Below are 25,240 nucleotides of genomic sequence, written 5' to 3'. Positions count from 1 at the left end.
AAAACTGCAACCTGCTATTATCGCGTGCGCCCGGCGATTCCTGGCGGGCACGCCCCTTTCAGCAGATCAACGAGCGAATCCATGAGCACCGACAAGACCAACCAGTCCTGGGGCGGCCGCTTCAGTGAACCCGTCGACGCCTTCGTCGCGCGCTTCACCGCCTCCGTCACTTTCGACCAGCGCCTTTATCGCCACGACATCATGGGCTCCATTGCCCATGCAACGATGCTGGCCAAGGTCGGCGTTCTCACCGACGCCGAGCGCGACACCATCGTCGACGGCTTGAACAGCATCCAGGCTGAGATCGAAGCGGGCAGTTTCGACTGGCGCGTGGATCTGGAAGATGTGCACATGAACATCGAGGCACGCCTGACTGACCGCATCGGCGTGACCGGTAAAAAACTGCACACCGGACGCAGCCGTAACGATCAGGTCGCCACTGATATCCGGTTGTGGCTGCGCGATGAAATCGACCTGATCCTGAGCGAAATCACCCGCTTGCAACAGGGCCTGCTGGGTCAGGCCGAGCGTGAAGCCGAGACCATCATGCCGGGCTTTACGCACCTGCAGACCGCGCAGCCCGTGACGTTCGGTCACCATATGCTGGCCTGGTTTGAAATGCTGAGCCGCGATTACGAGCGTCTCGTGGATTGCCGCAAGCGCTTGAACCGCATGCCGCTGGGCAGCGCTGCGCTGGCGGGCACCACGTACCCGATCGACCGCGAACTGACCTGCAAGCTGCTGGGCTTTGACGTCGTGGGCGGCAACTCGCTGGACAGCGTGTCGGATCGCGACTTCGCCATCGAGTTCTGCTCCGCCGCGAGCATCGCGATGATGCACCTGTCGCGTTTCTCCGAAGAGCTGGTGCTGTGGACCAGCGCTCAATTCCAGTTCATCGACTTGCCCGACCGTTTCTGCACCGGCAGTTCCATCATGCCGCAGAAGAAAAACCCGGACGTTCCCGAGCTGGTTCGTGGCAAGAGCGGCCGCGTATTCGGTGCCTTGATGGGGCTGTTGACCTTGATGAAAGGCCAGCCGCTGGCCTACAACAAGGACAATCAGGAAGACAAGGAGCCGCTGTTCGATGCCGCCGATACCCTGCGCGATTCGCTGCGGGCGTTTGCCGACATGATCCCGGCGATCAAGCCCAAGCACGCCATCATGCGTGAAGCGGCGCTGCGTGGTTTCTCCACGGCAACGGATCTGGCCGATTATCTGGTTCGTCGCGGCCTGCCATTCCGTGATTGCCACGAAATTGTCGGTCACGCGGTGAAATACGGCGTGGAGAGCGGCAAGGACCTGGCGGAAATGAGCCTGGAAGAGCTGCGTCAATTCAGCAATCAGATCGAACAGGATGTATTTGCCGTGCTGACGCTGGAAGGTTCGGTCAACGCGCGTAATCACATCGGCGGGACCGCGCCGGCCCAGGTGAAAGCGGCGGTGGCCCTTGGTCAGGCGTTGTTGGCTGCGCGCTGATTACGGCGTGGACGTAACTGCCCTGTAGGGGCGGATTGACCCGCGAAGACCGACATCACACTGTAGAACCGGCTTCAGCCGGGAAGAGGCCAGGGCGTTCGCTGCATCTGCATCGTCTGAAATACCCCTTCCCGGCTGAAGCCGGTCCCACGGGTACGAGCACCAATTCCAGACTCAGTGGCCCGGAATATAGGGCTTGCGAAGGAATCCGCTCCTATTCGTTTTGTACTTCCCGAGCCCTATCCCGAGGCCTTACCCTTTCCAGAAAGGCGGGGAATTCAGCGTCCTTGTCGAGGGCGATGCGTTGTACGTGGGGGTTTTGCGCCAGGCGCGCCAGCAATGCCCGTGCGCAGGGCATGTCCTCCAGATAATCCGTAGCAAACAGCTGCTTGCCCACCAGTCTGGCCAGGTCGACGCTGTACAGAAAATACAGATCCGCCACCGTAAAACTCGTCCCGGCCACGTAAGGGCTGAATTGTGCCCGTTGCTTCAAGGCTGCGAAACCCTTGAGCAAGTCGCGGCCCGCTTTGGCTTTCAGTGCTTCGGGTGTCGGTCTGCCGCCGAAAATGACTTCGACGTAACAGGAACGCGCTGGCAGTTCGATATACAGCTCGATTTCCTTGGCAAGGGTCCAGACCTGCGCACGTTCGTACGGGTCGGCGGGCACTAAAGGGTGGGTCGGGTAGACGTCTTCCAGGTACCTGAGGATAACGTCGGTCTCACTGATAAACCCCTTGTCGGTTTCCAGAATCGGCACCTTGCCCCGGGCGCTTATGGCAAGAATTTCCGGGTTCTGGCAGCCGTGTATGGGGATCATGTCAAAGGGCAGCTGCTTCTCCAGCAGTGCGAGCTTGACCATGTTGAAGTAGTTACTTGCGGCAAATCCATAGAGTTTCAGCATTCAAGCCTCCTGGCCACTTTGTTTATAACTCATTGAACATTATAGATTTTAATGATTTGCAGCGTCCCGCGCCGCTGGCTACGCGGACCCACGGAAAATTCAGAAGCTGCTGACAGAACACTCCTTCAAGGTTTCCCACGCTTGGGAATTACGCAGGCGATCAATGTGAGTAAACTGACGGCCTTTTCCGAGGAGCACGCCATGACTGACGCCATCGACAATGACGAAGAAGAATTTGCTGAATCGACCCTGATCGAGGCCATCGAGAATCAGATCGAAAGCGACAACCCGCCCGCCGCCAAGGCCACGTTCAACAAGTTGACGCTGGTGGGGTACGAGCGTGAAGAAATCCTGCAGCTGATGGCCCATGTGCTGGCTGTAGAGATCGACGCACTGCTCAAGGCCGATCGTCCGTTTGACACTCAATGGTACGAGCAGGCGCTGCGTGCCCTGCCTGAATTGCCGCCAGAGGCGTGATTCGGCTCGATTGATAGTCGAAAAGATAGGCGCTGCAAAAAATTCAGACTGTGTCTACACTGCACATGCCCCGCTGCCACTGAAACCATACGGGGCTGTCACGCCAAGCCGGCTTTAGCGGTCATCCAGAACCGACAAACGCTGCACCGACATGTCGATTCCAGAGAGCCCGCCCGCCAGCGCGGCGTATCACTAGAAAAGTCTGGAGCACCTATGTCGTATACCCCTGAGTTGGTTGCCGAACTGGAAATCCTCGCACTGTTCAATCTGGGCAATACCCTTGAAGGGCTCAAAGTCCATCACGTGGCCGCCCCGACTGCCATTGCCGCTGCCCAAAGACTCTTCGAAAAAGGACTGACGACCCAGGTCGATGGGGGCTATCTGACAAGCCTGGGACTTGAAGCCGCTGAGCATGCGCAGTCCTTGCTGACGATCCTGAACGTATCCAAACAAGCCGCTTAATCGCCAAGAGGGTCCGCCAGCCATCAATAAAGCCCTGACGGACCCTTCATTTATAGAATCTGCTGCCGATAGCGAATTGGCGCCAGAACATAATGCCTTGCTCAAGGCGTTCGTTATCAGACTGTTCCTGCCCGCCTTCCCGTTCATTTTTCAATGATCACCCTCACACGTTTGTGCAGTCGGTTGAATGGCGATGACGCGTAACTTTGAAATTCGTCCCGATCTGGATGAAGGCATCGACCGCAAGGTCCTTGCGCAACTGCGCGCCCGCTTTCTCACGCTGAACAGTGGCCGGTTTGCCCGCGCCATGGAGGGCCTGTCGACACGACAACAGTCGGTGTTGACGCTCTTGCCGCTTTTTTTTCATGTGAACCACCCTCTGCTGCCCGGTTATGTGTCGGGCAGTACGCCTGCGGGGGTTTCGCAATACGAGCCCAGCGCGCTGGCGCTGGCCGAAGCGCAACGCCTGACCCGGTCGTTCTCCTATAAAGCTCGACGCGCCAATGCACCCGAACCGATTCTAGGGCTGTTTTTAATGGGCAGCCTCGGGACGCTGGCTCAGGCTGAGCAAAGCGATATGGATGTCTGGGTGTGCCACGAGCCAGGCTTGCCCGCCGAAGCGATCCAGGAGCTGCGCAAGAAATGCCAGATGCTGGAAGACTGGGCCGACAGCCAGGGTGCCGAGGCGCATTTTTTCCTGATCGACCCACAACGCTTTGTGCTGGGTGAGCGCGATGCGCAACTCAGTTCCGAAGACTGCGGCACCACCCAGCACTACCTGTTGCTCGATGAGTTCTATCGCACCGCCATCTGGCTCGCCGGGCGCACGCCGTTGTGGTGGCTGGTCCCGACTTACGAAGAGCAGCGTTACGCCGAATACACCCACACCCTGCTGTCCAAGCGCTTCATCCGCGAAGAAGACATCCTGGATCTGGGCAATATGGCGCGGATTCCCCCGGGGGAGTTCATCGGCGCCGGGCTGTGGCAGTTGTTCAAGGGCATCGAATCGCCTTACAAGTCGGTGCTCAAGTTGCTGCTGACCGAGGTGTACGCCAGCGAGCATCCGCGGGTGCAATGCCTGAGTATGTGCTTCAAGCATGCGGTCTTTGCCAATCAGCTGGATCTGGATGAGATGGACCCCTATATGGTGGTGTATCGCCGGATCGAGGAATACCTGACTGATCGCGGAGAGTTTGAGCGCCTGGAGTTGGTGCGCCGCAGTCTGTACCTGAAGGTGAACAAGAAACTGACCGGCGCTTCACGCTTGCGCAGCACCGGCTGGCAACGTGCATTGCTTGAGCGTTTGACGGTGGAATGGGGTTGGGATGAGCGCCAACTGGTCTTGCTCGACAGTCGCAGCCAGTGGAAAGTGCGTCAGGTCGCCCACGAACGCCGTGCGCTGGTCAACGAACTCAACTACAGCTATCGCTTCCTGACCCACTTCGCCCGCACGCAAAAAATCGCCAGTTCGATCAATGCCCGCGACCTGAATGTGTTGGGTCGTCGCCTGTATGCAGCCTTTGAGCGCAAGGCGGGCAAGGTTGAATTCATCAATCCCGGCATCGCCCCGGATCTGGCCGAAGATACCCTGACGCTGGTGCAGTCCCCCAACAAGCGTGAGCCGGGGAAAACCCAATGGGCGCTGTACAACGGCAACCTGGCGGCCCATGACTGGCAGAATTTCTCGCCGATCAAGCGTTGCCGTGAACTGCTCGAGCTGCTGACCTGGTGTCATCGCAACAACGTCATCGACACCACCACCCGACTCGCCCTGCATCCCGGCACGAGCGACCTGACGGAATTCGAGTTGTTCAACCTGCTGGGCGCGCTGCAGCAAACGATTCCTGTGCCGCTGGAGGTGGTGAGCGAAGAGCGTCTGCTCAAGGCCAGTATTCCCGCCGATATCCTGTTGCTGGTCAACGTGGGTGTCGATCCGCTCAAGCACCATCGGGACCTGAATATCCTGATGACCACCGAGCGTACTGATTCCCTGAGCTATGCGGGAGTGCGGGAAAATCTGGTGCTGACGCTGGACCAGATCACCGTCAACAGCTGGAACGAAATCTTCTTCAGCCGTTTTGACGGCCCGTATGCGTTGCTCGACTGTCTCAGCGAGCTGCTGAGCAACCTGCCTGAAGGGCCGGTGCAACCCACGGTGCGGGTGCGTTGCTTCTGCCACAATCGCGCGCCGGCGATTGCGCAGCGTGTTGAAGAGCTGGTGGCTACCGCACGGTTGCTATTGGCCCGGCGCCTGAATCATCGCTACCTGATTCAGGTGCAGCAGCAGTATCACGTGCTGGAAATGGTGCCCGGCCAGGTCAGGCATGTGGTGATCAACAGCTTGTCTGGCCTGTTCGAGTACCTGGGCGAAGAGCTGCCGCGCTACAGCCCGTTACACCTGGACCCCCATGCACTGGACGAACACGATCTTTCGCTGCTCCTGCCCCACGGCCAACCCGAGTGCATTCAGGTGTTTTACCGCCTCAACGAGCCTGATGCGGACGTTTATGTGCTCGATGAACATAACGCGCTCTGGCACCAGCGCCTGCCTTATCACGACGAGTCGAGCCTGCTGCTGCCATTGCAGCGGTTTTTTCATTCGCTGGTCTATCGCCGGGGCGCCCTCCTGCCGCTGGACAATGCGCTGGCGCTGACAGCTCTGGAAACCCTGTACTACCAGATAGTGCCCTCCGGGCCGGGACGTGGCCGCCGTATCGAACCGCGCCCTGCGCCCACGGCGTCGGACAAACCCTTTTATGACGTGCAGGCCATTGTCGAAGAAGCCTCGCCGGGGCAGGTCAGCGTCACGCTGTACTGCAACAACAATGAATTCTCCGAGCTGGAATATGGTGATCAGGTGTTCAGTGCCGTGGCACGAAAAATCCTGTCCCGACGCCATGAAACGCAGCGCTATCGCTGCTACATCACCGACCTCGATCTGTCAGGTCTGCTGGGCGACGATCACGGGCAAAGCATCCTTTACCTGCGCTACAAGGCTGATCTGGAAAAGTCGCTCAATGACGCGATGGAAAGCGCCTGACCCGCTATCGCTGCCTCGCGTTGCTCGGGAGCTCCTACACAATCAATGCCTGTAGATACGCTGTTGCAGGGGGCGGAATCGCCGGTATACCCGGCACCTTTGCCGGGTTCCCCACTGCGCAATACCTGCGTTCGGCCGTCCGCTCGCTCCAACGGAGGGGAGACTGTGGTCGGGGACGGCTTTTAATTTGCCAGGACAAAACGGCTTTTTGTTTCAGCGCCAGCGATCGGGATTACTGATCGTACTCACCTGCCGCTTCCGGCTGATATTCCACGGCCAGCAGCGTGAGCTTGAGGGTTTTGCCGCCGGGGGCTGGCCAGTCGATGTGTTGGCCGACTTGCAGGCCCAGCAAGGCAGTGCCCACCGGGGCGAGCACGGAAACGGTGCCTTCGGCGCCAGCGTCTTTCGGGTAGACCAGTGTCAGGTGGTAATCCTTGCCGCTGATTTCTTCGCGGCAATGCACCCGTGAGTTCATGGTCACGACACCGGCAGGTACTTCATCGTGGCCAACGACCTGTTCGGCGCGGTCCAGTTCGGCTTGCAGCGCTTCGACGCCCGGCGTGCCTTCGTCCAGGCTTTCGATCAGCTGTTCCAGGCGCTGCACGTCGAGACGGGTGAGAATGATGGAAGGTGCGGTGCTCATGGGAGGCAGACTCCTTTTTTCTACGCGACATAAAACAAAACCCCACCGGATTCGGCGGGGTTTCAGGACAAGCTTCTATGAGTGAAGCATGTCTGGACACTAACACAGACGAATAAATACACAACCTGACGGGATGGCTAGCCTGCGGCAGTTTGACTTGCGTCAGCCATTACCCGGCGCGCCTGGGCGCCCGCGCAAATCTGCCGACGACGCTCATCGTCCGCCGAGCGCCACTCGCGGATGTCTTCGACGTGGCGAAAACAACCCAGGCAGACTTTCTGCTCATCCAGTCGGCACAGGCTGATGCAGGGCGAAGCCACGGCCGGGCTGACGTTACTGTAGAGCGGTTTAGGCGCCCGAACCGGTGCGGCTGTAGCTGTATCCGTCACGATCAGATCTCGTCGAAGTCGAGCTCGACGCCCCCCTGTTCAAGGGTGATGCGTGCCAGCATTTCGCTCAACAGCTCGTCGCTGGAGTCGCAGACCCAGCGGCTTTCATCTTCGTCGTAGTCGAAGTGAAAGCCACCGGAGCGTGCCGCAAGCCATAGCTGGCGCAGGGGTTCCTGGCGGCTGAAGATCAGTTGGGTGCCATTTTCGAACTTGACGGTGAGCACGCCAGCCGAGTTTTCCAGGTCCAGATCCAGATCACTCTCATCGAAAATATCTTCCAGCGACTGCTGGGTGGCATCGACCAGATCGTGAAAGCGGGCTTCGGTCAAACTCATTGCGTGAACCTCGAAAAATGTCTACTGACAGCGCAGCGACGCAAGATACGGTCGCTCAAACGTAAATGCAAAGCTTACCCGCTCAGCGCGCCGAGTAGACGCCAATAATCCGAACGCCTGACAAAAACCGGCCCAAGCTGCGTCAAACCCCCGCCGGACGGGAAGCCCGCCACGTAGGCAAGGCGCTGGGTGGCCGGTATACTCGGGCGCAATTACTGCTTTTTCAAAGGATTTCGCCATGAAGCGCCTGATCTCTTCGCTTGCTGCGCTTGTCGCGGTTGCTTGTCTTGTTACCGCCTGTGGTCAAAAAGGCCCGTTGTATATGCCTGACGACACTAAATCTCCAGACGAACAAGCCAAGTCGCAATCGCATAAGCCTCTTTAAGGGAATTACATGGACGCCTTCAACTACCGCGACGGTGAGCTGTTCGCGGAGGGAGTTGCGTTGTCTGCCATTGCCGAGCGTTTCGGCACGCCGACCTACGTCTACTCCCGTGCGCACATAGAAGCGCAATACCGGGCCTACGCCGACGCGCTGAGCGGCATGCCGCACCTTGTGTGTTTTGCGGTCAAGGCCAACTCCAACCTGGGCGTGCTCAATGTCCTGGCGCGGATAGGTGCCGGTTTCGATATTGTTTCCCGTGGCGAGCTGGAGCGTGTGCTGGCCGCTGGCGGTCAGGCCGACAAGATCGTGTTTTCCGGTGTCGGCAAGACCCGCGAAGACATGCGTCGCGCCCTGGAAGTCGGCGTGCACTGCTTCAACGTCGAGTCCACCGATGAGCTTGAGCGTCTGCAAGTGGTCGCCGCCGAACTGAATGTTCGTGCGCCGATCTCGCTGCGCGTCAACCCGGACGTCGATGCGGGCACGCACCCGTACATTTCCACCGGTCTTAAAGAAAACAAATTCGGCATCGCCATTGCGGACGCCGAAGACGTGTACATCCGCGCCGCGCAGCTGCCGAATCTGGAAGTCGTCGGCGTCGATTGCCATATCGGCTCGCAACTGACCACGCTGGAACCCTTCATCGATGCGCTGGATCGCCTGCTCGCGCTGGTTGATCGCCTGGGTGATTGCGGCATTCACTTGCGTCATATCGATCTGGGTGGCGGGCTTGGCGTGCGTTATCGCGACGAAGAGCCGCCGCTGGCGTCGGATTACATCAAGGCCGTGCGTGAGCGTCTTGAAGGCCGCGACCTGTCGCTGGTCTTCGAACCGGGCCGGTTCATCGTCGCCAATGCAGGCGTGCTGTTGACCCGGGTCGAGTACCTCAAGCACACCGAGCACAAGGATTTCGCCATCGTCGATGCGGCCATGAACGACCTGATCCGCCCTGCGCTGTACCAGGCCTGGATGGACGTGACCGCTGTTCGCCCGCGCGATGCCGCGCCACGCACCTACGATATTGTCGGCCCGATCTGCGAAACCGGTGACTTCCTGGCCAAAGGCCGCGAGCTGGCGCTGGCTGAAGGTGATCTGCTTGCGGTGCATTCGGCAGGCGCTTACGGTTTTGTGATGAGTTCGAACTACAACACCCGCGGCCGCGCGGCTGAAGTATTGGTCGATGACACGCAGGCTTTCGAAGTACGCCGTCGCGAAACCGTGGCTGAGCTGTTTGCTGGCGAAAGCCTGCTGCCGGAGTAAACCATGCTGCTGCGTTTTACCAAGATGCACGGCCTGGGCAACGACTTCATGGTTCTGGACCTTGTGAGTCAGCACGCGCACATTTTGCCCAAGCATGCCAAGCAATGGGGCGACCGGCACACGGGCGTGGGCTTCGATCAGTTGTTGCTGGTGGAAACCCCGACCAACCCGGACGTGGATTTTCGTTACCGGATCTTCAATTCGGACGGTTCGGAAGTCGAACAGTGCGGCAATGGTGCGCGCTGCTTCGCCCGTTTCGTGCTGGATAAACGCCTGACCGCCAAGCGGCAGATCAAGGTCGAGACCAAAAGCGGCATTATTGAGCTGGATATCCGCAATGATGGCCAGATCAGCGTCGACATGGGGCCGCCCAGGCTGATTCCGGAAGAGATTCCGTTTCAGGCCGTCGAGCAAGCCTTGAGCTACAGCCTTGATGTGGACGGCCAAACCGTTGAGATCGCCGCTGTGTCGATGGGTAATCCCCATGCCGTGTTGCGTGTTGACGACATCAACAACGCCCCGGTGCACGAACTGGGGCCGAAAATCGAGCATCACCCCCGTTTTCCGGCTCGGGTGAACGTCGGCTTTTTGCATGTTGTGGATCGTCAGCGAGCGCAGTTGCGGGTCTGGGAGCGCGGAGCCGGGGAAACCCAGGCCTGTGGCACCGGTGCCTGTGCCGCCGCGGTTGCGGCCATCACCCAAGGTTGGATGGATTCGCCCTTGTTGATCGACCTGCCGGGCGGGCGCCTGTCCATCGAATGGGCCGGGCCTGGGTATCCGGTGATGATGACCGGCCCCGCTGTTCGGGTTTTCGAAGGCCAAGTTCGTCTTTAAGTGAGCAAATGCGATGACCGACACGCCTCAGACTTCAATCGACACGCCCGGCCAATCGCCTGCCGAGACCGCTGCGCCCAACACTGAAGCAGAGGCGATCATCGCTTACCTGCTCGACCATCCCGATTTCTTTGCCGAGCATGACGAACTGCTGGTGTCGATGCGCATCCCGCATCAGCGCGGCGACACGGTTTCGTTGGTCGAACGCCAGCTCAAGCTGCTGCGCGAGCGCAATATCGAGATGCGTCATCGCTTGTCGCAGCTTATGGACGTGGCGCGGGACAATGACCGTCTGTTCGACAAGACCCGTCGCCTGAACCTGGCGTTGATGGACGCCGCCAGCCTCGAAGAAATCGTCATCGCCGTGGAAGACAGCCTGCGTCAGGAGTTCGGGGTGCCTTTCGTCAGCCTGATTCTGTTCAGCGACAACCCAATGCCGGTCGGGCGCTGGGTCACGGTGGCTGACGCGCAAAAAGCCATCGGCGGCCTGATCGGGGAAAAAACCGTGTGTGGCGCGTTGCGTGAGCATGAGCTGGCGTTTCTGTTCGGGGCTGAGCAGAGCAAGGAAGTCGGTTCGACGGCCCTTGTGACGTTGAATCATCTGGGGCTGCATGGCGTACTGGCCATTGGCAGTCGCGATCCGCAGCATTACAAAAGTTCGGTCGGCACCTTGTTCCTCAACTACATCGCCGACGTGCTGGGGCGTTTGCTGCCGCGCTTCACTCACGCCTTGCGCTCGGTCCGCTAGTGGAGCGACAGCTGGACGCTTACTGCACTCACCTGCGCAGTGAGCGCCAAGTGTCGCCTCATACCCTGGAAGCCTACCGCCGGGACCTGAATAAAGTGCTGGCCTTCTGCGAGAAGGAAAAAATCGTCAGTTGGGCAGCGCTGGACATTCAGCACCTGCGCAGCCTGATCGCCCGCCAGCACCAGCAAGGCCAGTCATCGCGCAGCCTGTCGCGCCTGTTATCGGCGGTGCGCGGGCTTTATCACTACCTCAATCGCGAAGGCCTCTGCGAGCACGACCCGGCCAATGGCCTGTCGCCGCCCAAGGGTGAACGTCGGCTGCCCAAGACCCTGGATACCGACCGGGCCCTGCAATTGCTCGATGGCGGCATCGAAGATGATTTTCTGGCCCATCGCGATCAGGCGATTCTGGAGTTGTTCTACTCCTCGGGCCTGCGTTTGTCCGAGCTTACGGGGCTGAACATGGAGCAACTGGACCTCAGCGAGGGCCTGGTTCAGGTGCTCGGCAAGGGCAGCAAGACGCGAGTCCTGCCGGTGGGCCGTAAAGCCCGCGACGCGCTGCAAGCCTGGATCGCCCTGCGCGCCCTGGCCAACCCCGAGGACGACGCCGTTTTCATCAGTCAGCAAGGCCGCCGTCTGGGGCCACGCGCCATTCAGAAGCGGGTCAAACTGGTGGGCGAGCGTGAACTGGGGCAAAACCTGCATCCCCACATGCTGCGCCATTCCTTTGCCAGTCATCTGCTGGAATCGTCCCAGGATTTACGCGCCGTACAAGAACTGCTGGGCCACGCCGACATCAAAACCACGCAGATCTACACGCACCTGGATTTCCAGCATCTGGCGACGGTGTACGACAGCGCCCATCCACGGGCCAAACGCAAAGGTTCTGACCATGATTAAGCTGATCACCTTCGATCTCGATGACACGTTGTGGGATACCGCCCCGGCCATCGTCAGCGCCGAGGCCACCTTGCGTGACTGGCTGGCCGACAACGCGCCTAAGCTGGGGCCCGTGCCCGTCGAGCATCTATGGGAGATTCGCACTCGGTTGCTTGCGGACGATCCGACGCTGAAACACCGCATCAGCGCCTTGCGGCGTCGGGTGCTGTTCCATGCACTGCAAGACGCGGGCTATGCCCATGATGTGGCGCAGGATCTGGCTGACAAGAGTTTTGAGGTGTTTCTGCACGGTCGGCATCAGGTGCAGATCTTTCCTGAAGTGCATCCCACCCTGGAAATTCTGGCCAAGACCTTCACGCTGGGCGTGATCACCAACGGCAATGCCGATGTGCGCCGACTGGGGCTGGCTGACTATTTCGCCTTTGCGCTGTGTGCCGAAGATCTGGGCATCGGCAAGCCTGATCCTGCCCCTTTCAGGGAGGCGCTCAAGCGCGGCAATGCGGATCCGGCGCACGCCGTGCACATAGGCGATCACCCCGGCGATGACATCGCCGGCGCCCAACAGGCTGGCATGCGCGCCATCTGGTACAACCCGCAGGGCAAACCCTGGGAAGCCGAAAGAGCGCCCGATGCCGAAATCACCAGCCTGACGCAATTGCCGGATGTGTTGCGAGGTTGGGCGTAGCGGTTTTTTCAGCCAAAACACTGCCCATTCCGTTGGAGCGGGCGGCGTGCCTGCATTACCGAGGCGTCCAATTCGCGGGCAAGCCTCGCTCCCACAAAATGACATCCTCCTCAGACAGAGCGCCCGCTCGCTCCAACGGGATAAACACGCAAAAAAAAGCCCGCAGCGACAGCGGGCTTTGTCATACAGGCGTCACACCCTAGATCGGGCGGCTTCCGTATTTGTTGTCAGGTTTCTTGGGCGGATCGGCGACCACGTTGGCTTCCACTTCCTGCACCTTGCCGCCACGGGCGAGGAACTCTTCCATGGCGCGAGCCAGAGCATCACGCTCTTTGTTTTTGGCTTCTACGCTAGGAAGTTCATCAACCGAGACTGCAGCCTTGGCTTTTCCCTTGGTGGGTATAACGGCGGCTTCGACGCTGTCATCAACTTCGGAGCCATCGTCTTCGGCAGCAGCTGCAAGCTCCTCGCCGTCTTCCTCACCTTCCAGATCATCAACCAGATCGTCGTTGTCGTCGTCGCTCATGTTCTACCTCATGACTTGCGAAAGCAGATTAGTTATAGCCCAGCGGCGTCCGTTTTCGAAGGCTGCCGGGAAAATTCAACAACCACTGGAGACCAGCGGTTACGCCTGCTCACCCTGCAAGGTGGCGAGGACGTTGCGGGCACCGCCAACATCGCGATGCTCGCCCAGATAGACACCTTGCCAGGTGCCCAGCGCCAATCGCCCCGCCGTCACCGGCAACGTCAACTGGCAGCCTAGCAAACTGGCCTTGAAATGCGCCGGCAAGTCGTCAGGCCCTTCGTCGTCATGTTCATAGCCGTTTGCGCCCTGAGGGGCCAGACGGTTGAAAAAACGTTCGAAGTCACGACGCACGGCCGGGTCGGCATTCTCGTTGATGGTCAACGAAGCCGAGGTATGCTGCAGCCACAAATGCAACAGTCCGACTCGACAACTGCGCAACTGGGGCAAGCCTGCCAGTATTTCGTCGGTCACCAGATGGAACCCGCGAGGCCTGGCCCGCAAGGTGATCCTGGTCTGTTGCCACATACAGTTCTCCGCACGTTCGGCGCGCATTCTAACGCGCTGGTAGAAAAAGCAAAGCGCGCAATGGGCTGCCCTCTCTGTAAGCCATCGACGATGCCCACTATCGACAAACCCCAGACAAAAAAATGCCCGGTAAACCGGGCATTTTTTTTGCGCAGGCTTACAAGTTGTAGCCACGCTCGTTGTGTTGCGCAAGGTCGAGGCCGACCGCTTCTTCTTCTTCGGTGATACGCAGGCCCATGACCGCGTCCAGCACCTTGAGGATGATGAAGGTCACGATGGCGGTGTACACAACCGTGAAGGCCACGCCTTTGAATTGAATCCAGACCTGTGCGGCGATATCCGTCACGGTGCCGAAGCCGCCCAGAGCAGGGGCTGCAAATACACCGGTGAGGATCGCGCCGACGATGCCGCCGATACCGTGAACGCCGAAGGCATCCAGGGAGTCGTCGTAGCCCAGCTTGCGCTTGAGGCTGGTGGCGCAGAAGAAGCAGATCACGCCTGCTGCCAGACCGATGATCAAAGCGCCCATCGGGCCAACAGTACCGGCGGCAGGTGTAACGGCAACCAGACCGGCAACCACACCCGACGCGATGCCCAGGGCACTTGGTTTACCGTGGGTCAGCCATTCGGCGAACATCCAGCCCAGTGCAGCGGCGGCGGTCGCGATCTGGGTAACCAGCATCGCCATACCGGCCGTGCCGTTTGCCGCAGCAGCGGAACCGGCGTTGAAGCCGAACCAGCCGACCCAGAGCATGGCCGCGCCGACCAGGGTGTAACCCAGGTTGTGCGGAGCCATCGGCGTGGTCGGGAAGCCTTTACGCTTGCCCAGCACCAGGCAGGCAACCAGACCCGCTACACCGGCGTTGATGTGAACAACAGTGCCGCCTGCGAAATCCAGAACGCCCCAGTCCCACAACAGGCCGCCAACGCCGCCCCAGACCATGTGCGCGATGGGCGCGTAGACCAGGGTGAACCAGATGCCCATGAAGATCAGCATCGCGGAGAACTTCATGCGTTCTGCGAAAGCACCGACGATCAGGGCTGGCGTAATGATAGCGAAGGTCATCTGGAAGGTGACGAACACCGCTTCAGGGAACAGCGCAGCCGGGCCGGTGATGCTGGCCGGGGTAATGCCCGCCAGGAACGCTTTGCCCATGCCGCCGAAGAAGGAGTTGAAGTTGACGACGCCTGCTTCCATACCCGTGGTATCGAACGCAATGCTGTAGCCATAAATGACCCACAGGATGCTGATCAAACCAGTGATAGCGAAGCACTGCATCATCACGGAAAGAATGTTTTTCGACCGAACCATACCGCCGTAGAACAAGGCGAGGCCGGGAATTGTCATGAACAGCACCAAAGCTGTCGAAGTCAGCATCCAGGCGGTGTCGCCTGAGTTGAGGACTGGAGCTGCCACTTCGTCCGCCGCCATGGCAAGGCCAGGGGTTACGAGGGACAACAGGGCTCCTAGCCCTGCGAATTGACGCAGAGTCATATTGTTTTCTCCTGGGGCGTTGGGGTTGGCGGCTTAGATTGCGTCGGTATCGGTTTCGCCCGTACGGATGCGAATAGCCTGTTCCAGATTGACCACGAAGATCTTGCCGTCACCAATCTTGCCGGTGTTGGCTGCTTTGGTTATCGCCTCGATAACCCGATCCAGATCCTTGTCATCAATGGCAACATCGATCTTCACCTTGGGAAGGAAGTCGACTACGTATTCCGCACCGCGATACAGCTCGGTGTGGCCTTTCTGACGACCGAAGCCTTTGACTTCAGTAACGGTGATGCCCTGCACGCCGATTTCAGACAGCGACTCGCGCACGTCGTCCAGCTTGAACGGCTTAATGATTGCAGTGACTAGCTTCATGAAACTTTCTCCCGAATTGGTGGACTTGCCCCAGGAAAACAAACCCGACTCAAGTCTAAGCGCAGTGCCTGGCTTTGTAACGCGTCGGTCGCCTGATGGAGGCCCGACCAACCCCAGAAACCGCTTCTGACGAAACACATCCCCGCTCCGCCTGCCGCACTGCCTTCGTCACAGCGACTGCCTCAGTGCATGGGTCATAAGCGTCTAAGCAGAAAGCTTGCCATCTCGTGAATTTCCATTGAATACAGGCCGTTGACGCTTTATCGCCCCCCGCCGGCCGCGTTCAGACCCACTCAATGCACAACTACGGTGCGCGCGTGCACGCTGCGATGCGCGATAACCGTGCATCGGCGCGGGTCTGGATTGACTATAGACGCTGCGTGCTACACTGCCGCTTATCTGATTCTGGAGTCTGACCATGCTCGCGCCCAAAGCTTTCCTCGATGCCCTGAGCGGCCACGCCTCGCGCTTGTTCAATGGAGAGACGCCCGTACCGCGCAGTGAATTCGAAACCCAGTTCAAAGCCCTGCTGCAAAGTGGCTTCAGCAAACTGGACCTGGTCAGCCGTGAGGAATTCGACAGCCAGATGGCTGTGCTCGCACGCACCCGGGCACGCCTGGAAGCGCTGGAAGCCAAGGTTGCGGAGATGGAAGCGAGCGCCGCGTCAAAGAACGACGCATGACACATGACCGTCTGAGTTAAACCGATTTGTTGGAGCGAGCGGGCGGCGTCCGACTTGCCCGCGAACCAGGCGCCTCGGTGCACCAGATTCACCGCGTTATCGTTCTTCGCGGGCAAGCCTCGCTCCCACGGATCGGTATTGCCCTGTATCGAAACAGTGCGCTTACCGACTGTTGACCTGTCTGGCAGGCACCAACAACTGCTCCAGCTTGCGCGTATAAGGCGTCAGGTCACCCACGGTGCGCGTGACCCATTGCGGGTCGTAGTAGGTATCCAGATAACGTTCGCCGCTGTCGCACATCAGCGTCACCACAGACCCTTTCACGCCTCGCTCCTGCATCTGCAACGCCACCGTCAGTGCGCCCCACACATTGGTGCCCGTCGAGCCGCCGGGTTTCTTGCCGAGCAGTCGCTCCAGCCAGCCCAGCGTCGCAATGCTCGCCGCGTCAGGCACCTGCACCATATCGTCGATCACATCCGGCAGAAACGAAGCCTCGACCCGAGGGCGCCCGATGCCTTCGATGCGGCTGCCGTGCGGGCTGGTCAGGCTGATATCCCCGGTGCGAAAGCTCTCATAGAAGACCGAGTTCTCCGGGTCCACCACGATCAGTCGGGTGTCATGCCCCTTGTAACGAATAAAGCGACCAATCGTCGCCGTCGTGCCGCCAGTGCCCGCGCTCATCACGATGGCCGCTGGCACCGGATGTTCCTCGCCTTTTAACTGCTCGAAGATGCTGTCGGCAATATTGTTATTGCCCCGCCAGTCGGTGGCGCGCTCGGCGTAGGTGAACTGGTCCATGTAATGGCCGTCACCTTCGGCGGCCAGCCGCTCGGCCTCGGCATACACCTCGCAGGCGCGCTCGACGAAATGACAGCGGCCACCCAGCAATTCCACCTGCTGGATTTTCCTGCTCGCGGTATGGCGGGGCATGACGGCGGTAAAGCGCAGGCCCAGCAGCTTGGCAAAATAGGCTTCAGAAACCGCCGTGCTGCCTGATGAAGCCTCGACCACATGGGTGCCCTCACGGATCTTGCCGCTGCAAATGGCGTGCAGGAACAACGAGCGTGCCAGCCGGTGTTTCAAGCTGCCGCTGGGGTGCGTGCTCTCGTCCTTGATGTAAATATCCACGTCTCGGAGCGCGGGCACTTCCAGCTTGAGCATGTGCGTGTCGGCCGAGCGCTGTTGATCGCAGGAGATTTTTCTCATGGCCGTACGAATCCAGTCGCTCATCACGTTTATGCCTTTGCTCAATGCCGGGGAGATGAGCAAATTTTACGAAGCCTGGCAGAAAAGAGTTTTCCTTCGTTCTCGCAAGATGGCTAAGCTGTAGAAAATAATTCTCCAAAATATCGGTAACGAAGAATGGACAGTTTTGACCGGCATATTCTCAGCCTGCTCCAGCGCGATGCGTCCATGCCCCTCAAGGACCTGGCCGAAGCGGTAAACCTGTCGACCACCCCGTGTTGGAAGCGCGTTAAAAAGCTCGAAGAAACAGGTGTCATCAAATCCAAAGTCCTGTTGCTGGACGCCGAAAAGCTCGGTCTGGGCTTATCAGTGTTCGTGCAACTCAAGACCCAGCGCCATGACAGCCAGTGGCTGGAGCAATTCGCCCAGACAGTCACGCAGTTCGAGGAGGTGATGGAGTTCTACCGGATGGCCGGGGAATGGGACTACATGTTGCGGCTGGTGGTCCACGACATGGCCGCCTACGACCGCTTCTACAAAAAGCTGATCAGCAGCACCGAAGGCCTGTCGACCATCACCTCCAGCTTCGCCATGGAGCAGATCAAATACACCACCGCCTTGCCATTGCCGCGTTAACACTCTGTATTCAATGAATCCGTCATGACGCTTCGCAATGTCGCAGGATGCGCAAACCGCATTCTCAAGGAAGAGTCCATGTCTCTCGCTATCGTTCATAGCCGCGCCCAGGTTGGCGTGGAAGCACCTGCCGTTACTGTCGAAGCCCATTTGGCCAATGGTTTGCCTGCGTTGACGCTGGTGGGATTACCCGAGGGTGCCGTGAAGGAAAGCAAGGATCGCGTGCGCAGTGCGATTCTGAATTCCGGGCTGAAATTTCCCGATCGGCGCATCACCCTGAACCTGGCCCCGGCGGATCTGCCCAAGGATGGCGGGCGCTTTGATCTGGCGATTGCCCTGGGGTTGCTGGCGGCGAACGGCCAGGTGCCGCTTACGGCGTTGCAGGATGTGGAATGCCTCGGGGAGTTGGCGTTGTCGGGGGCGATCCGGCCGATTCAGGGGGTTTTGCCAGCGGCCCTGGCGGCCCGCGCCGCCGAACGTACGCTGATCATCCCGGCGGTGAACGCTGAAGAAGCGTGCCTGGCGTCGGGCTTGCGGGTCATTGCCGCTCATCATCTGCTGGACCTGGTGGCGCATTTCAATGGGCAGGCGCCCATCGCGCCCTATCAGGCCAGCGGGCTTTTGCATCAGACCCGTCCCTACCCGGACCTCAGCGAGGTTCAGGGCCAGAGCTCCGCGAAACGCGCCTTGGTGATCGCCGCAGCGGGCGCGCACAACCTGTTGTTCAGCGGCCCACCCGGGACAGGTAAAACTTTGCTCGCCAGTCGCCTCCCCGGTTTGTTGCCGCCGCTGGACGAGCATGAAGCACTGGAAGTGGCGGCGATTCAGTCGGTCGCCAGCCAGACTCCGCTCACGAGCTGGCCGCAGCGCCCGTTCCGCCAGCCCCATCATTCGGCGTCCGGTCCCGCATTGGTGGGCGGCGGCAGTCGTCCGCAACCGGGGGAAATTACCCTGGCTCACCATGGCGTACTGTTCCTGGATGAGCTTGAACTTAGGTGAACATGTCAACACTGTCGCCCTGAGAGCCGCTAAGAAAATAGTGGCGAAACGCTGACATGCGATAAGCTTGTGCAATCTGCCCTGCTGACGTAGCCGGGCTCCGCACGGTGAATCAAAGCATGGACCGCTCGGTAACGCGTGAGACAATCGCAGGTGAGTTCTGGACACCAGAAAAGCCTGAAGTGAAAATCTCCGGAAAGCTATTAATCAACATAGATGGTTCATTTTCACTAGAAATAACAAAAGCATTCAGTTGTGATGATTGCGTGTTTGAAAGCGCTGTTTATGGAATGCTTGCCAATGAGAAAAAAGTGTCCATGCATGGCCCAGTTTATATGAGCAAAACCATCGGGCTGGGCGATGTCCAACCTTCAGTCTTAAGCTCATCAATACTGTATTTGGGAAGCGATTATCTAGAAAATAAGGAAAGTTTAAAGGGCACGGTTTTCAAGACCAGGCTTCAGGGGTTAGACGCGTGGTTCGAGGAAGAAAATCAACGAGTAAAGAAAATCTCTCGGGATATAACAAACTTAAAGTTTTCTGGACTGACAATTACTTTCAGGTACGACGGCAGTAACAATACAGACCTAAACAGTTCTGTATCCAGTGCGAATAGCGAAACTCTGGTTTCCCTAGAGGAGTTCCAGAACGGCTTACATCGCGCAGTAACATTTTTATCTTTTGCCACCGGAAAGATTTTGCAGCAAGGAAAAACTCAGCTGACTAACGGTTCTGATACGTGGGATCTATACTATAAGCCAGCATTTTTTAGTGAAAGAAAACAAACTTTTGTTACTCCGCTCTTCAGAAGCGGTGAAAAAGATTTACAGCAAAAATTCGATAAATGGAACAAGGTATACGACGATTTTCTACCTTTAATCGTCTTATACTTTTTGCCAAAAATAAATAAAATTGACACCAACACAGACTTCATATTGAAAGCGCAGTTGATAGAAGCATTACATCGAAAGCTGGAGCGAAAAAACGAAATGGTTTACAACTTAAGAATAAAAAATATCGTATCCAGGCCAAAGTATACAGCCCTGCTCTTCCCGGCTCAAAGCCAGGACTCCTTAAGCAAGCTCTGTAAAAATATCACTAGCGCTAGAAATTATTTTACACATTACAGCCAGAAAGGCCCACCAGAAGCAGCTTCGCCTGCAAACCTTCCTTTCCTAACGTTCAAGCTAGAAACGATAATTGATTTATATCTATTAGATAAGATCGGATTCGATAAGGCGTACTTCGAAAAAATAAAACATTCTATAATAAACGACAAATTTACTCGACAGAGAGCTGTTGGGCGCTTCCTTGAAAGAAAACAAGGAGGCAACTGAAAATCATAATTTATATTTTTTGCCCAATCAGTAATGCAGACATGAAACGCTACCGCAACCTAACTCATTAGAGGGTGTTCAAGGATGGAATCTAAAGAAGTCCTAAACAAGGACGAGTTAGACCTTGTTGAAAAGATAAAAAGCTATGGCCAGACAGGCCAAGCAGCTAAAACAAAGCTGGAAACAGACGAAAAGGTTTTAGCTAGAGTCACAGACGGTATTTACCGGCTCCCAGGTTCCGCTATACGGGAGCTTATATCAAACGCCTATGACGCGGATGCGGTGAACGTCATTATCGATACTGATGTGCCGCGATTCCAAACAATAACAATTAGAGATGATGGTAATGGGATGTCCATTGAAACCATGGTCAACTTATTGAATCACGTAGGTGCAAGCGCGAAGCGAAGCGTTAAAGGAGGTAGCTTAAAAGTAACAGATGATAAGGATAGCTCTTTAAGCATTAATAAAAAAAGAAAACTAATCGGCAAGATAGGAATCGGGCTATTCAGCGTCGCGCAGTTGACCCGTGATTTCGACATTATCACTAAGCAAAAAGGCGACAACTACTATCTAAAAGCACGCATAAGGCTCCATAATTACTCCGAAGAATATGTTAAAGAGAAAGAAAGGGAATTCGAAGAAAAACTTTCCGCGTCAGAAGCTCAAGATAGCAAAGCTGAAGCAAACTCTAGCGGCGTGGGTGCACGGGGAGCTAGCTTTGAAACTGGAGAGGTGGAGATATGGACAGACCCGACGGATAATATTGACGCTCACGGTACCGATATCGTCTTAAGAAATATAAAGAAGAGTGCGAGGGACCAGCTCCGAAGTGTAGATATTTGGGGGCAAGAAGCTGCCGAAACTGAATTAGAATCGAATCTACAAAGTGATGACCTGCTTAATTCATCAAAGCTCGAAAAACCAAAATTCCATGTAGGAAACTACTTTGGGAAAGATGGTTTTGAGTTCTATGACGGAAAGGACAGAGAGCCGGAGCTGCCTTGGAGCGAAAATGATGATGGCGAAGGAAAGCTTCTTAAGCTATACAACTCCGTTCTATCTCTTACAAACGTAACCACCAACCCGAAGCTTGCCATCGTCTTTGACAACTATCTCAATATGCTATGGACTCTTTCGCTGTCCGTGCCGTTAAATTATATTGAAAAACATCCTTTCTCTTATAACCTCAATGAAGTTCAAGACGTTTACCTGATAAGCAATAAGCTAAAGGGGCAAGCTCAAAAATATGAGCCTGAAAACAAAAACAGCTCAATTGGCGAAGTGCTTCCTTCTACATCAGCGTATGTAGATATCGACTTTAATGTTGTCATAGACGGGGTAAAACTCTTCCGGCCATTAAAACTAACAGGGCTCCCAAGATCCAGCGGTGCAGTAAAACGGCCCATACTTTTTGTTGGTAGCTACTCGCCCGATTTATCGGGAGTGGATACTCAGGACTCTGGAGGAAAAATATCGTTCGACGCCTATTTACTATGGACGCCTAAAGTCATACCGAGAGATCACAATGGCGTGCTAGTCCGCGTACACAATTCATCAGGCACTTTATTTGATGAAACCTTCATGAAACACCAGGTAGCTGAGCATACGATAAAAAGCCAACTTACGGTGGAGATTTTTGTAAATAACGGTCTCGACTCTGCCCTGAATATTGATCGTGAGTCTTTCAATATATCCCACCCTCACTATCAAATAATGATGAAGTGGTTGCACCAGGCTATAAGGCAAGTTGTAAATAAATACAAATCAATAAAAAAAGAAGAAGTCGAGAAAAATCAAGATACTAGCAGAAACAGCTACGACGAAAATCTCTCCAAGATCGTACTGAAAAGCATAAACAAAAGCGGGCTTGATTATAGCGATGTGAGTAGCCTGTATTTAGTTGACGGTAATAAAGCATCATCCAATGTCAAAGGAGATATCGCGATCTCCGAATTGCCAATGGAGTCGATAAGGATAGAAAAAGACAGATTTCTGGAACTATCAGGGCTTACAACATCGAAATCTAAAAAAAGCCATTTTATTGAAAGTAAAACAGAAGCGATAATACAAGTTCTTGAAAGTTACCGAGTTCTTAATGACCTGTCCGCCTCGCAGCGAGAAAGTCTCATTGAAGATATTATCCAAATCATCAGTTTCGAGGGATAGAAATGAGCAGTTTTTTTGGAGATGACGACGGAATATTTGATATTGAGGAAGTTGCAGGCGGCATTTCATCTACAACGCCAAGCGTTATGGTGTTTAAACCATGGCACAAACCGCGCAAACAGTATGTCCGGGACAAACAGTGGTGGTTTCATCTGGATTTCCTTATACAGAGGTTTGGCCAATACAGAGATATAACTACAATTAAATACTTTGGCCTTCCAGGCAGCGATCTTTTAGATGTAAATTTTTTCAGTAAAAAAATGCTCGCTACTGAAAAGTTTGAGGCTAAGCGATTGCTGGTACACGGCTTTATCGACACCGAGGCGGAGAAAGAACGAGCAGACATACGTCTTAGTGAACTGCTAGATAGACCTAATGTAGATCGAGAGTCAAAGGTAGAGCACTACAACTTTCACGCATTGGCAAAAAAAGGATCTCTAGCCCTCAAGCGGGTTAAGCAAAATGGCGCATACCACTTAATTAACTTAGACTTTTGTGACGGGGTATTTAAACAAGAAACATTTGATTCAATGATGGCTTTGTTTACTATGCAATTCAATCAGATGCTTGATACCCCATGGCTTTTTTTCCTAACGACCAGAGCCGATAAGGAAGGCATTACTCAGGAACTTCTTGCGAATTTAGATCGTGTCTTTCGAGAGCAAGTGAGTGACGATGAAACATTCGTGGCAGCGCTTGAAGAGTACCGACGCGAAATTTACGATTTGGCTCGAGGAAAAAAAGGCTTTTCAGATGAGCCTATTACAAAACTAGAACTTTCAGAAATACTGCAAGCCTGTTTCCTTTATTGGGTCGTGCGTCTTACACACGCCAACGAGGCTAGAATGAATGCTGTTAGCGTAATGAAATACAACGTACACGGCGGGAACGACTTTCCCGATATGTTTTCTTATGTTTTACGATTCACTAAGCAGGCAAGTGTGAAAGCTGACGCGCTGGGTCTAGCTAAAAGTCCGACCGAGGTTACTGTCGCTTTGAGCGATGAGGATAAGTGCTCTGACAAAGCTTCTGCGGTAAAAAAACTTTGTACATCGTTAGACGTTGACGAGCTTCTAGTAGCTAATGCTAACCTATATGAAGAATATGCACAGGATATGAAGGCTTTGCTAAAAGAGTCAGGTTGGGATGTTACAACCTACGATGACGAAATGAGGGCTTGAAGCTAGGGGCCTTTATACGGCCCCTGACCTCTCATGCCTATCTAACAGCATACCCAGTGCCTCCGCTAAAATAGGGGGCACTGCGTTACCGACTTGAGTATATCGAGGACAAGTGTATTTGCGCTGTTTTCCACCAGTTGTATACACACCCTGAAAAGCGAACCAGTCAGGAAATGACTGCAGCCTCGCATTTTCTCGTACTGTAAGTATACGAGGCTCTAAATAATGAAGTATATCGTCAGGCAAAGTCGTAACGGTCGCCGAGGGTAAGTCGCCATCCAAAGGTGTTATTGCTTGTTTCTTTATATTGAACTTAGTTCTAAACTCGTCTGAGATTGTTACGCCACGTTCACACTTGTCTAAAATAAGCTGAAAGCGAGAGCTAACTATTTCACTGTGCTTAGCTAACCTCAGGCTGTTTGGAGGGGTTGAATCCCGTTGAGATTGAAGAAGCTGAAGATAATTACTAGGCGATGATGATTGAACAAACTCAGCCTCAACAAATCCCGATCTACCAGAATCTAGATTTGGAACAAGGCTCTTTCCTGTGACTTCCAAGTCACCGATTGCGTCACGGACACTGACTGGCTTGTCTGGGCATAAACCTTTTTTAACAAGGAATCCACGCCGGAATTTTTCTAAATCAATAAAGGGGTCAAAATTATCACTTTCAGTATTCCTTTTCGCAATCATTATAAAGCGCGGACGATGCTGTGGAACGCCCCACTCCGAACTTTTGATTATGCGAAATGAAACACCATAACCCAGAGCTTCGAGTCGTTTTTTTACGACCAAAGAATATGGAATACTATCTTGACCGCCGCTATTTTTAAATTTCGTATTAAATCCCCGAACATTCTCCAACAGCAAATACTTAGGCTGCACAATTTCAACAACCTTTATATATTGTTCTGCCAGCTTGTTTCGAGGGTCATTAGGATCTCTTTTGCCAGCATGCGAAAAGCCTTGGCAAGGTGGCCCGCCGGCTATTAAGTCAACTTTTCCTCTAAGGTCCACCAGCTCAGTTTGAAAGTTATCAATTAAATGGCTGACTTCCATGTTTATCTGAGGCAGCCATTCTGGCCATTGGTACTTATAACGAGTGCCCAAAATTAAATTGTGCTCCAGTGTCTTGTAAGCACCGGCTGTTTTTTCAATCGCAAAAAGGCCATCCCAGCCAGCTTGCATTAAGCCAAGAGAAAGCCCGCCACATCCTGAAAAAAGGTCAATGAACGTACCCTTCCTTTCTGGGCGTTCTGAGAAACCCATAACTTTAAAGCCTCTACTAGTCAACGACGTAATGAAAATAGCTCGCCCAGGGTAAGCTGAAATGGCCAAAAGTCAAGAAAACTGGTGCTCGAGAGCCGCTTTGCCAACCATCTGGCTCCTCCCTGCTCCAGCAGCGATCTGCTTCGCCGTAAAAAAAGGGTGTGGGCAAGCGAGTCTCAGCGCCAAACGCTTCTCGTGCACCCTGCCTAGACAGCGTGAGGGCATCAGGATCGTTTATGCACAGACCTGCTCAGTGCTTCCTGACCTCCAACACTCAAAAATGCTGCTGAAGCTTCATGCGTGAAAATTTATGGACTAACAAAAAACTTTTTG

Annotated in this window: 25 protein-coding genes and 1 pseudogene; 16 read left to right on the top strand and 10 right to left on the bottom strand. The window is 55.4% G+C overall.

Going from position 1 to position 25,240, the window contains the following annotated elements; genetic code table 11:
- Positions 1-81 precede the first annotated feature (81 nt).
- Positions 82-1,476: an argininosuccinate lyase gene (gene argH / locus ACP7B0_RS22195; protein ID WP_426143840.1), complete on the top strand. Its 1,395-nt coding sequence runs from the start codon at positions 82-84 to the stop codon at positions 1,474-1,476.
- A 214-nt stretch (positions 1,477-1,690) separates the two neighbouring features.
- Here the strand turns inward: argH and ACP7B0_RS22190 are convergent, their stop codons facing one another.
- On the bottom strand, positions 1,691-2,377 hold the full coding sequence (locus tag ACP7B0_RS22190) for a glutathione S-transferase family protein (protein ID WP_426143838.1): 687 nt from the start codon (positions 2,375-2,377) through the stop codon (positions 1,691-1,693).
- 201 nt (positions 2,378-2,578) lie between these two features.
- On the opposite strand from ACP7B0_RS22190, the gene ACP7B0_RS22185 reads away from it, so the two are divergent.
- The 3 genes from ACP7B0_RS22185 (at position 2,579) to ACP7B0_RS22175 (ending at position 6,356) form a co-directional block, all read left to right on the top strand.
- Positions 2,579-2,854: a hypothetical protein gene (locus tag ACP7B0_RS22185; RefSeq protein ID WP_426143836.1), complete on the top strand. Its 276-nt coding sequence runs from the start codon at positions 2,579-2,581 to the stop codon at positions 2,852-2,854.
- 213 nt (positions 2,855-3,067) lie between these two features.
- Positions 3,068-3,316 carry a TIGR02647 family protein gene (locus tag ACP7B0_RS22180; RefSeq protein ID WP_426143835.1) on the top strand — a complete coding sequence of 83 codons (249 nt, stop codon included), beginning with the start codon at positions 3,068-3,070 and terminating at the stop codon, positions 3,314-3,316.
- Between the two features lie 193 nt (positions 3,317-3,509).
- Positions 3,510-6,356 carry a class I adenylate cyclase gene (locus ACP7B0_RS22175; protein WP_426143834.1) on the top strand — a complete coding sequence of 949 codons (2,847 nt, stop codon included), beginning with the start codon at positions 3,510-3,512 and terminating at the stop codon, positions 6,354-6,356.
- A 232-nt stretch (positions 6,357-6,588) separates the two neighbouring features.
- On the opposite strand, the gene rnk is transcribed toward ACP7B0_RS22175, so the two are convergent.
- From rnk to cyaY, 3 genes are all read right to left on the bottom strand, one after another.
- Entirely contained in the window at positions 6,589-6,999 is a 411-nt protein-coding gene (rnk, locus tag ACP7B0_RS22170; protein WP_426143832.1) for a nucleoside diphosphate kinase regulator, read from the bottom strand.
- A 137-nt stretch (positions 7,000-7,136) separates the two neighbouring features.
- The gene (locus tag ACP7B0_RS22165; RefSeq protein WP_426143830.1) at positions 7,137-7,388 is read right to left on the bottom strand and encodes a DUF1289 domain-containing protein; all 252 of its coding nucleotides are present in this window, start codon (positions 7,386-7,388) and stop codon (positions 7,137-7,139) included.
- A 2-nt stretch (positions 7,389-7,390) separates the two neighbouring features.
- Positions 7,391-7,723 (bottom strand): iron donor protein CyaY, encoded by a 333-nt coding sequence (gene cyaY, locus ACP7B0_RS22160; RefSeq protein WP_426143829.1) that lies wholly within the window; start codon positions 7,721-7,723, stop codon positions 7,391-7,393.
- Between the two features lie 238 nt (positions 7,724-7,961).
- On the opposite strand from cyaY, the gene lptM reads away from it, so the two are divergent.
- The 6 genes from lptM to ACP7B0_RS22130 are packed head-to-tail and all read left to right on the top strand — an operon-like array spanning position 7,962 to position 12,531.
- Entirely contained in the window at positions 7,962-8,108 is a 147-nt protein-coding gene (gene lptM, locus ACP7B0_RS22155; RefSeq protein WP_426143828.1) for an LPS translocon maturation chaperone LptM, read from the top strand.
- Positions 8,109-8,117: 9 nt separating this feature from the next.
- Positions 8,118-9,365 carry a diaminopimelate decarboxylase gene (gene lysA, locus ACP7B0_RS22150; RefSeq protein WP_426143826.1) on the top strand — a complete coding sequence of 416 codons (1,248 nt, stop codon included), beginning with the start codon at positions 8,118-8,120 and terminating at the stop codon, positions 9,363-9,365.
- Between the two features lie 3 nt (positions 9,366-9,368).
- A complete protein-coding gene (gene dapF / locus ACP7B0_RS22145; RefSeq protein WP_426143825.1) occupies positions 9,369-10,199 on the top strand; it encodes a diaminopimelate epimerase in 831 nt (276 codons plus the stop codon).
- Between the two features lie 13 nt (positions 10,200-10,212).
- Positions 10,213-10,947 carry a DUF484 family protein gene (locus tag ACP7B0_RS22140; RefSeq protein ID WP_426143824.1) on the top strand — a complete coding sequence of 245 codons (735 nt, stop codon included), beginning with the start codon at positions 10,213-10,215 and terminating at the stop codon, positions 10,945-10,947.
- Positions 10,947-11,846: a tyrosine recombinase XerC gene (gene xerC, locus ACP7B0_RS22135; RefSeq protein ID WP_426143823.1), complete on the top strand. Its 900-nt coding sequence runs from the start codon at positions 10,947-10,949 to the stop codon at positions 11,844-11,846. Before ACP7B0_RS22140 ends, xerC begins: the two co-directional genes overlap by 1 nt.
- Positions 11,839-12,531 (top strand): HAD family hydrolase, encoded by a 693-nt coding sequence (locus tag ACP7B0_RS22130; protein WP_426143822.1) that lies wholly within the window; start codon positions 11,839-11,841, stop codon positions 12,529-12,531. The genes xerC and ACP7B0_RS22130 overlap by 8 nt, the downstream gene beginning before the upstream one ends.
- A gap of 199 nt (positions 12,532-12,730) precedes the next feature.
- On the opposite strand, the gene sutA is transcribed toward ACP7B0_RS22130, so the two are convergent.
- The 4 genes from sutA to glnK form a co-directional block, all read right to left on the bottom strand.
- Positions 12,731-13,057 carry a transcriptional regulator SutA gene (gene sutA, locus ACP7B0_RS22125; protein ID WP_426143821.1) on the bottom strand — a complete coding sequence of 109 codons (327 nt, stop codon included), beginning with the start codon at positions 13,055-13,057 and terminating at the stop codon, positions 12,731-12,733.
- A gap of 99 nt (positions 13,058-13,156) precedes the next feature.
- Positions 13,157-13,582: a secondary thiamine-phosphate synthase enzyme YjbQ gene (locus ACP7B0_RS22120; protein ID WP_426143820.1), complete on the bottom strand. Its 426-nt coding sequence runs from the start codon at positions 13,580-13,582 to the stop codon at positions 13,157-13,159.
- 157 nt (positions 13,583-13,739) lie between these two features.
- Positions 13,740-15,077 carry an ammonium transporter gene (locus tag ACP7B0_RS22115; protein WP_426143819.1) on the bottom strand — a complete coding sequence of 446 codons (1,338 nt, stop codon included), beginning with the start codon at positions 15,075-15,077 and terminating at the stop codon, positions 13,740-13,742.
- 33 nt (positions 15,078-15,110) lie between these two features.
- A complete protein-coding gene (glnK, locus tag ACP7B0_RS22110) occupies positions 15,111-15,449 on the bottom strand; it encodes a P-II family nitrogen regulator (protein WP_002555808.1) in 339 nt (112 codons plus the stop codon).
- A gap of 418 nt (positions 15,450-15,867) precedes the next feature.
- On the opposite strand from glnK, the gene ACP7B0_RS22105 reads away from it, so the two are divergent.
- Positions 15,868-16,131 (top strand): accessory factor UbiK family protein, encoded by a 264-nt coding sequence (locus tag ACP7B0_RS22105; RefSeq protein WP_426143818.1) that lies wholly within the window; start codon positions 15,868-15,870, stop codon positions 16,129-16,131.
- 162 nt (positions 16,132-16,293) lie between these two features.
- Here the strand turns inward: ACP7B0_RS22105 and ACP7B0_RS22100 are convergent, their stop codons facing one another.
- Complete coding sequence (locus ACP7B0_RS22100) at positions 16,294-17,361, bottom strand: PLP-dependent cysteine synthase family protein (protein WP_426143817.1); 1,068 nt, start codon at positions 17,359-17,361, stop codon at positions 16,294-16,296.
- Between the two features lie 132 nt (positions 17,362-17,493).
- On the opposite strand from ACP7B0_RS22100, the gene ACP7B0_RS22095 reads away from it, so the two are divergent.
- The 5 genes and pseudogenes from ACP7B0_RS22095 to ACP7B0_RS22075 all read left to right on the top strand — a co-directional run bounded on the left by ACP7B0_RS22095 (position 17,494) and on the right by ACP7B0_RS22075 (position 23,638).
- Positions 17,494-17,952 (top strand): Lrp/AsnC family transcriptional regulator, encoded by a 459-nt coding sequence (locus ACP7B0_RS22095; RefSeq protein ID WP_426143816.1) that lies wholly within the window; start codon positions 17,494-17,496, stop codon positions 17,950-17,952.
- 78 nt (positions 17,953-18,030) lie between these two features.
- Positions 18,031-18,939, top strand: a pseudogene (locus tag ACP7B0_RS22090) (YifB family Mg chelatase-like AAA ATPase); the annotation flags it as partial.
- 131 nt (positions 18,940-19,070) lie between these two features.
- The gene (locus ACP7B0_RS22085; RefSeq protein WP_426143815.1) at positions 19,071-20,288 is read left to right on the top strand and encodes a HEPN domain-containing protein; all 1,218 of its coding nucleotides are present in this window, start codon (positions 19,071-19,073) and stop codon (positions 20,286-20,288) included.
- Between the two features lie 84 nt (positions 20,289-20,372).
- Positions 20,373-22,457, top strand: coding sequence for an ATP-binding protein (locus tag ACP7B0_RS22080; RefSeq protein WP_426143814.1), 2,085 nt, complete (start codon positions 20,373-20,375; stop codon positions 22,455-22,457).
- A 2-nt stretch (positions 22,458-22,459) separates the two neighbouring features.
- Positions 22,460-23,638, top strand: coding sequence for a PP_RS20740 family protein (locus tag ACP7B0_RS22075; RefSeq protein ID WP_426143813.1), 1,179 nt, complete (start codon positions 22,460-22,462; stop codon positions 23,636-23,638).
- A gap of 12 nt (positions 23,639-23,650) precedes the next feature.
- Here the strand turns inward: ACP7B0_RS22075 and ACP7B0_RS22070 are convergent, their stop codons facing one another.
- Positions 23,651-24,907, bottom strand: a complete 1,257-nt coding sequence (locus ACP7B0_RS22070; RefSeq protein ID WP_426143812.1) for a DNA cytosine methyltransferase — start codon at positions 24,905-24,907, stop codon at positions 23,651-23,653.
- Between the last annotated feature and the right edge of the window lie 333 nt (positions 24,908-25,240).

The organism is Pseudomonas sp. DWP3-1-2 (assembly GCF_049896285.1).
In the GTDB taxonomy this organism is placed as follows: domain Bacteria; phylum Pseudomonadota; class Gammaproteobacteria; order Pseudomonadales; family Pseudomonadaceae; genus Aquipseudomonas.
The sequence above is the reverse complement of the archived record's forward strand: the minus strand, read 5'-3'. Positions and strand labels throughout refer to the sequence as shown.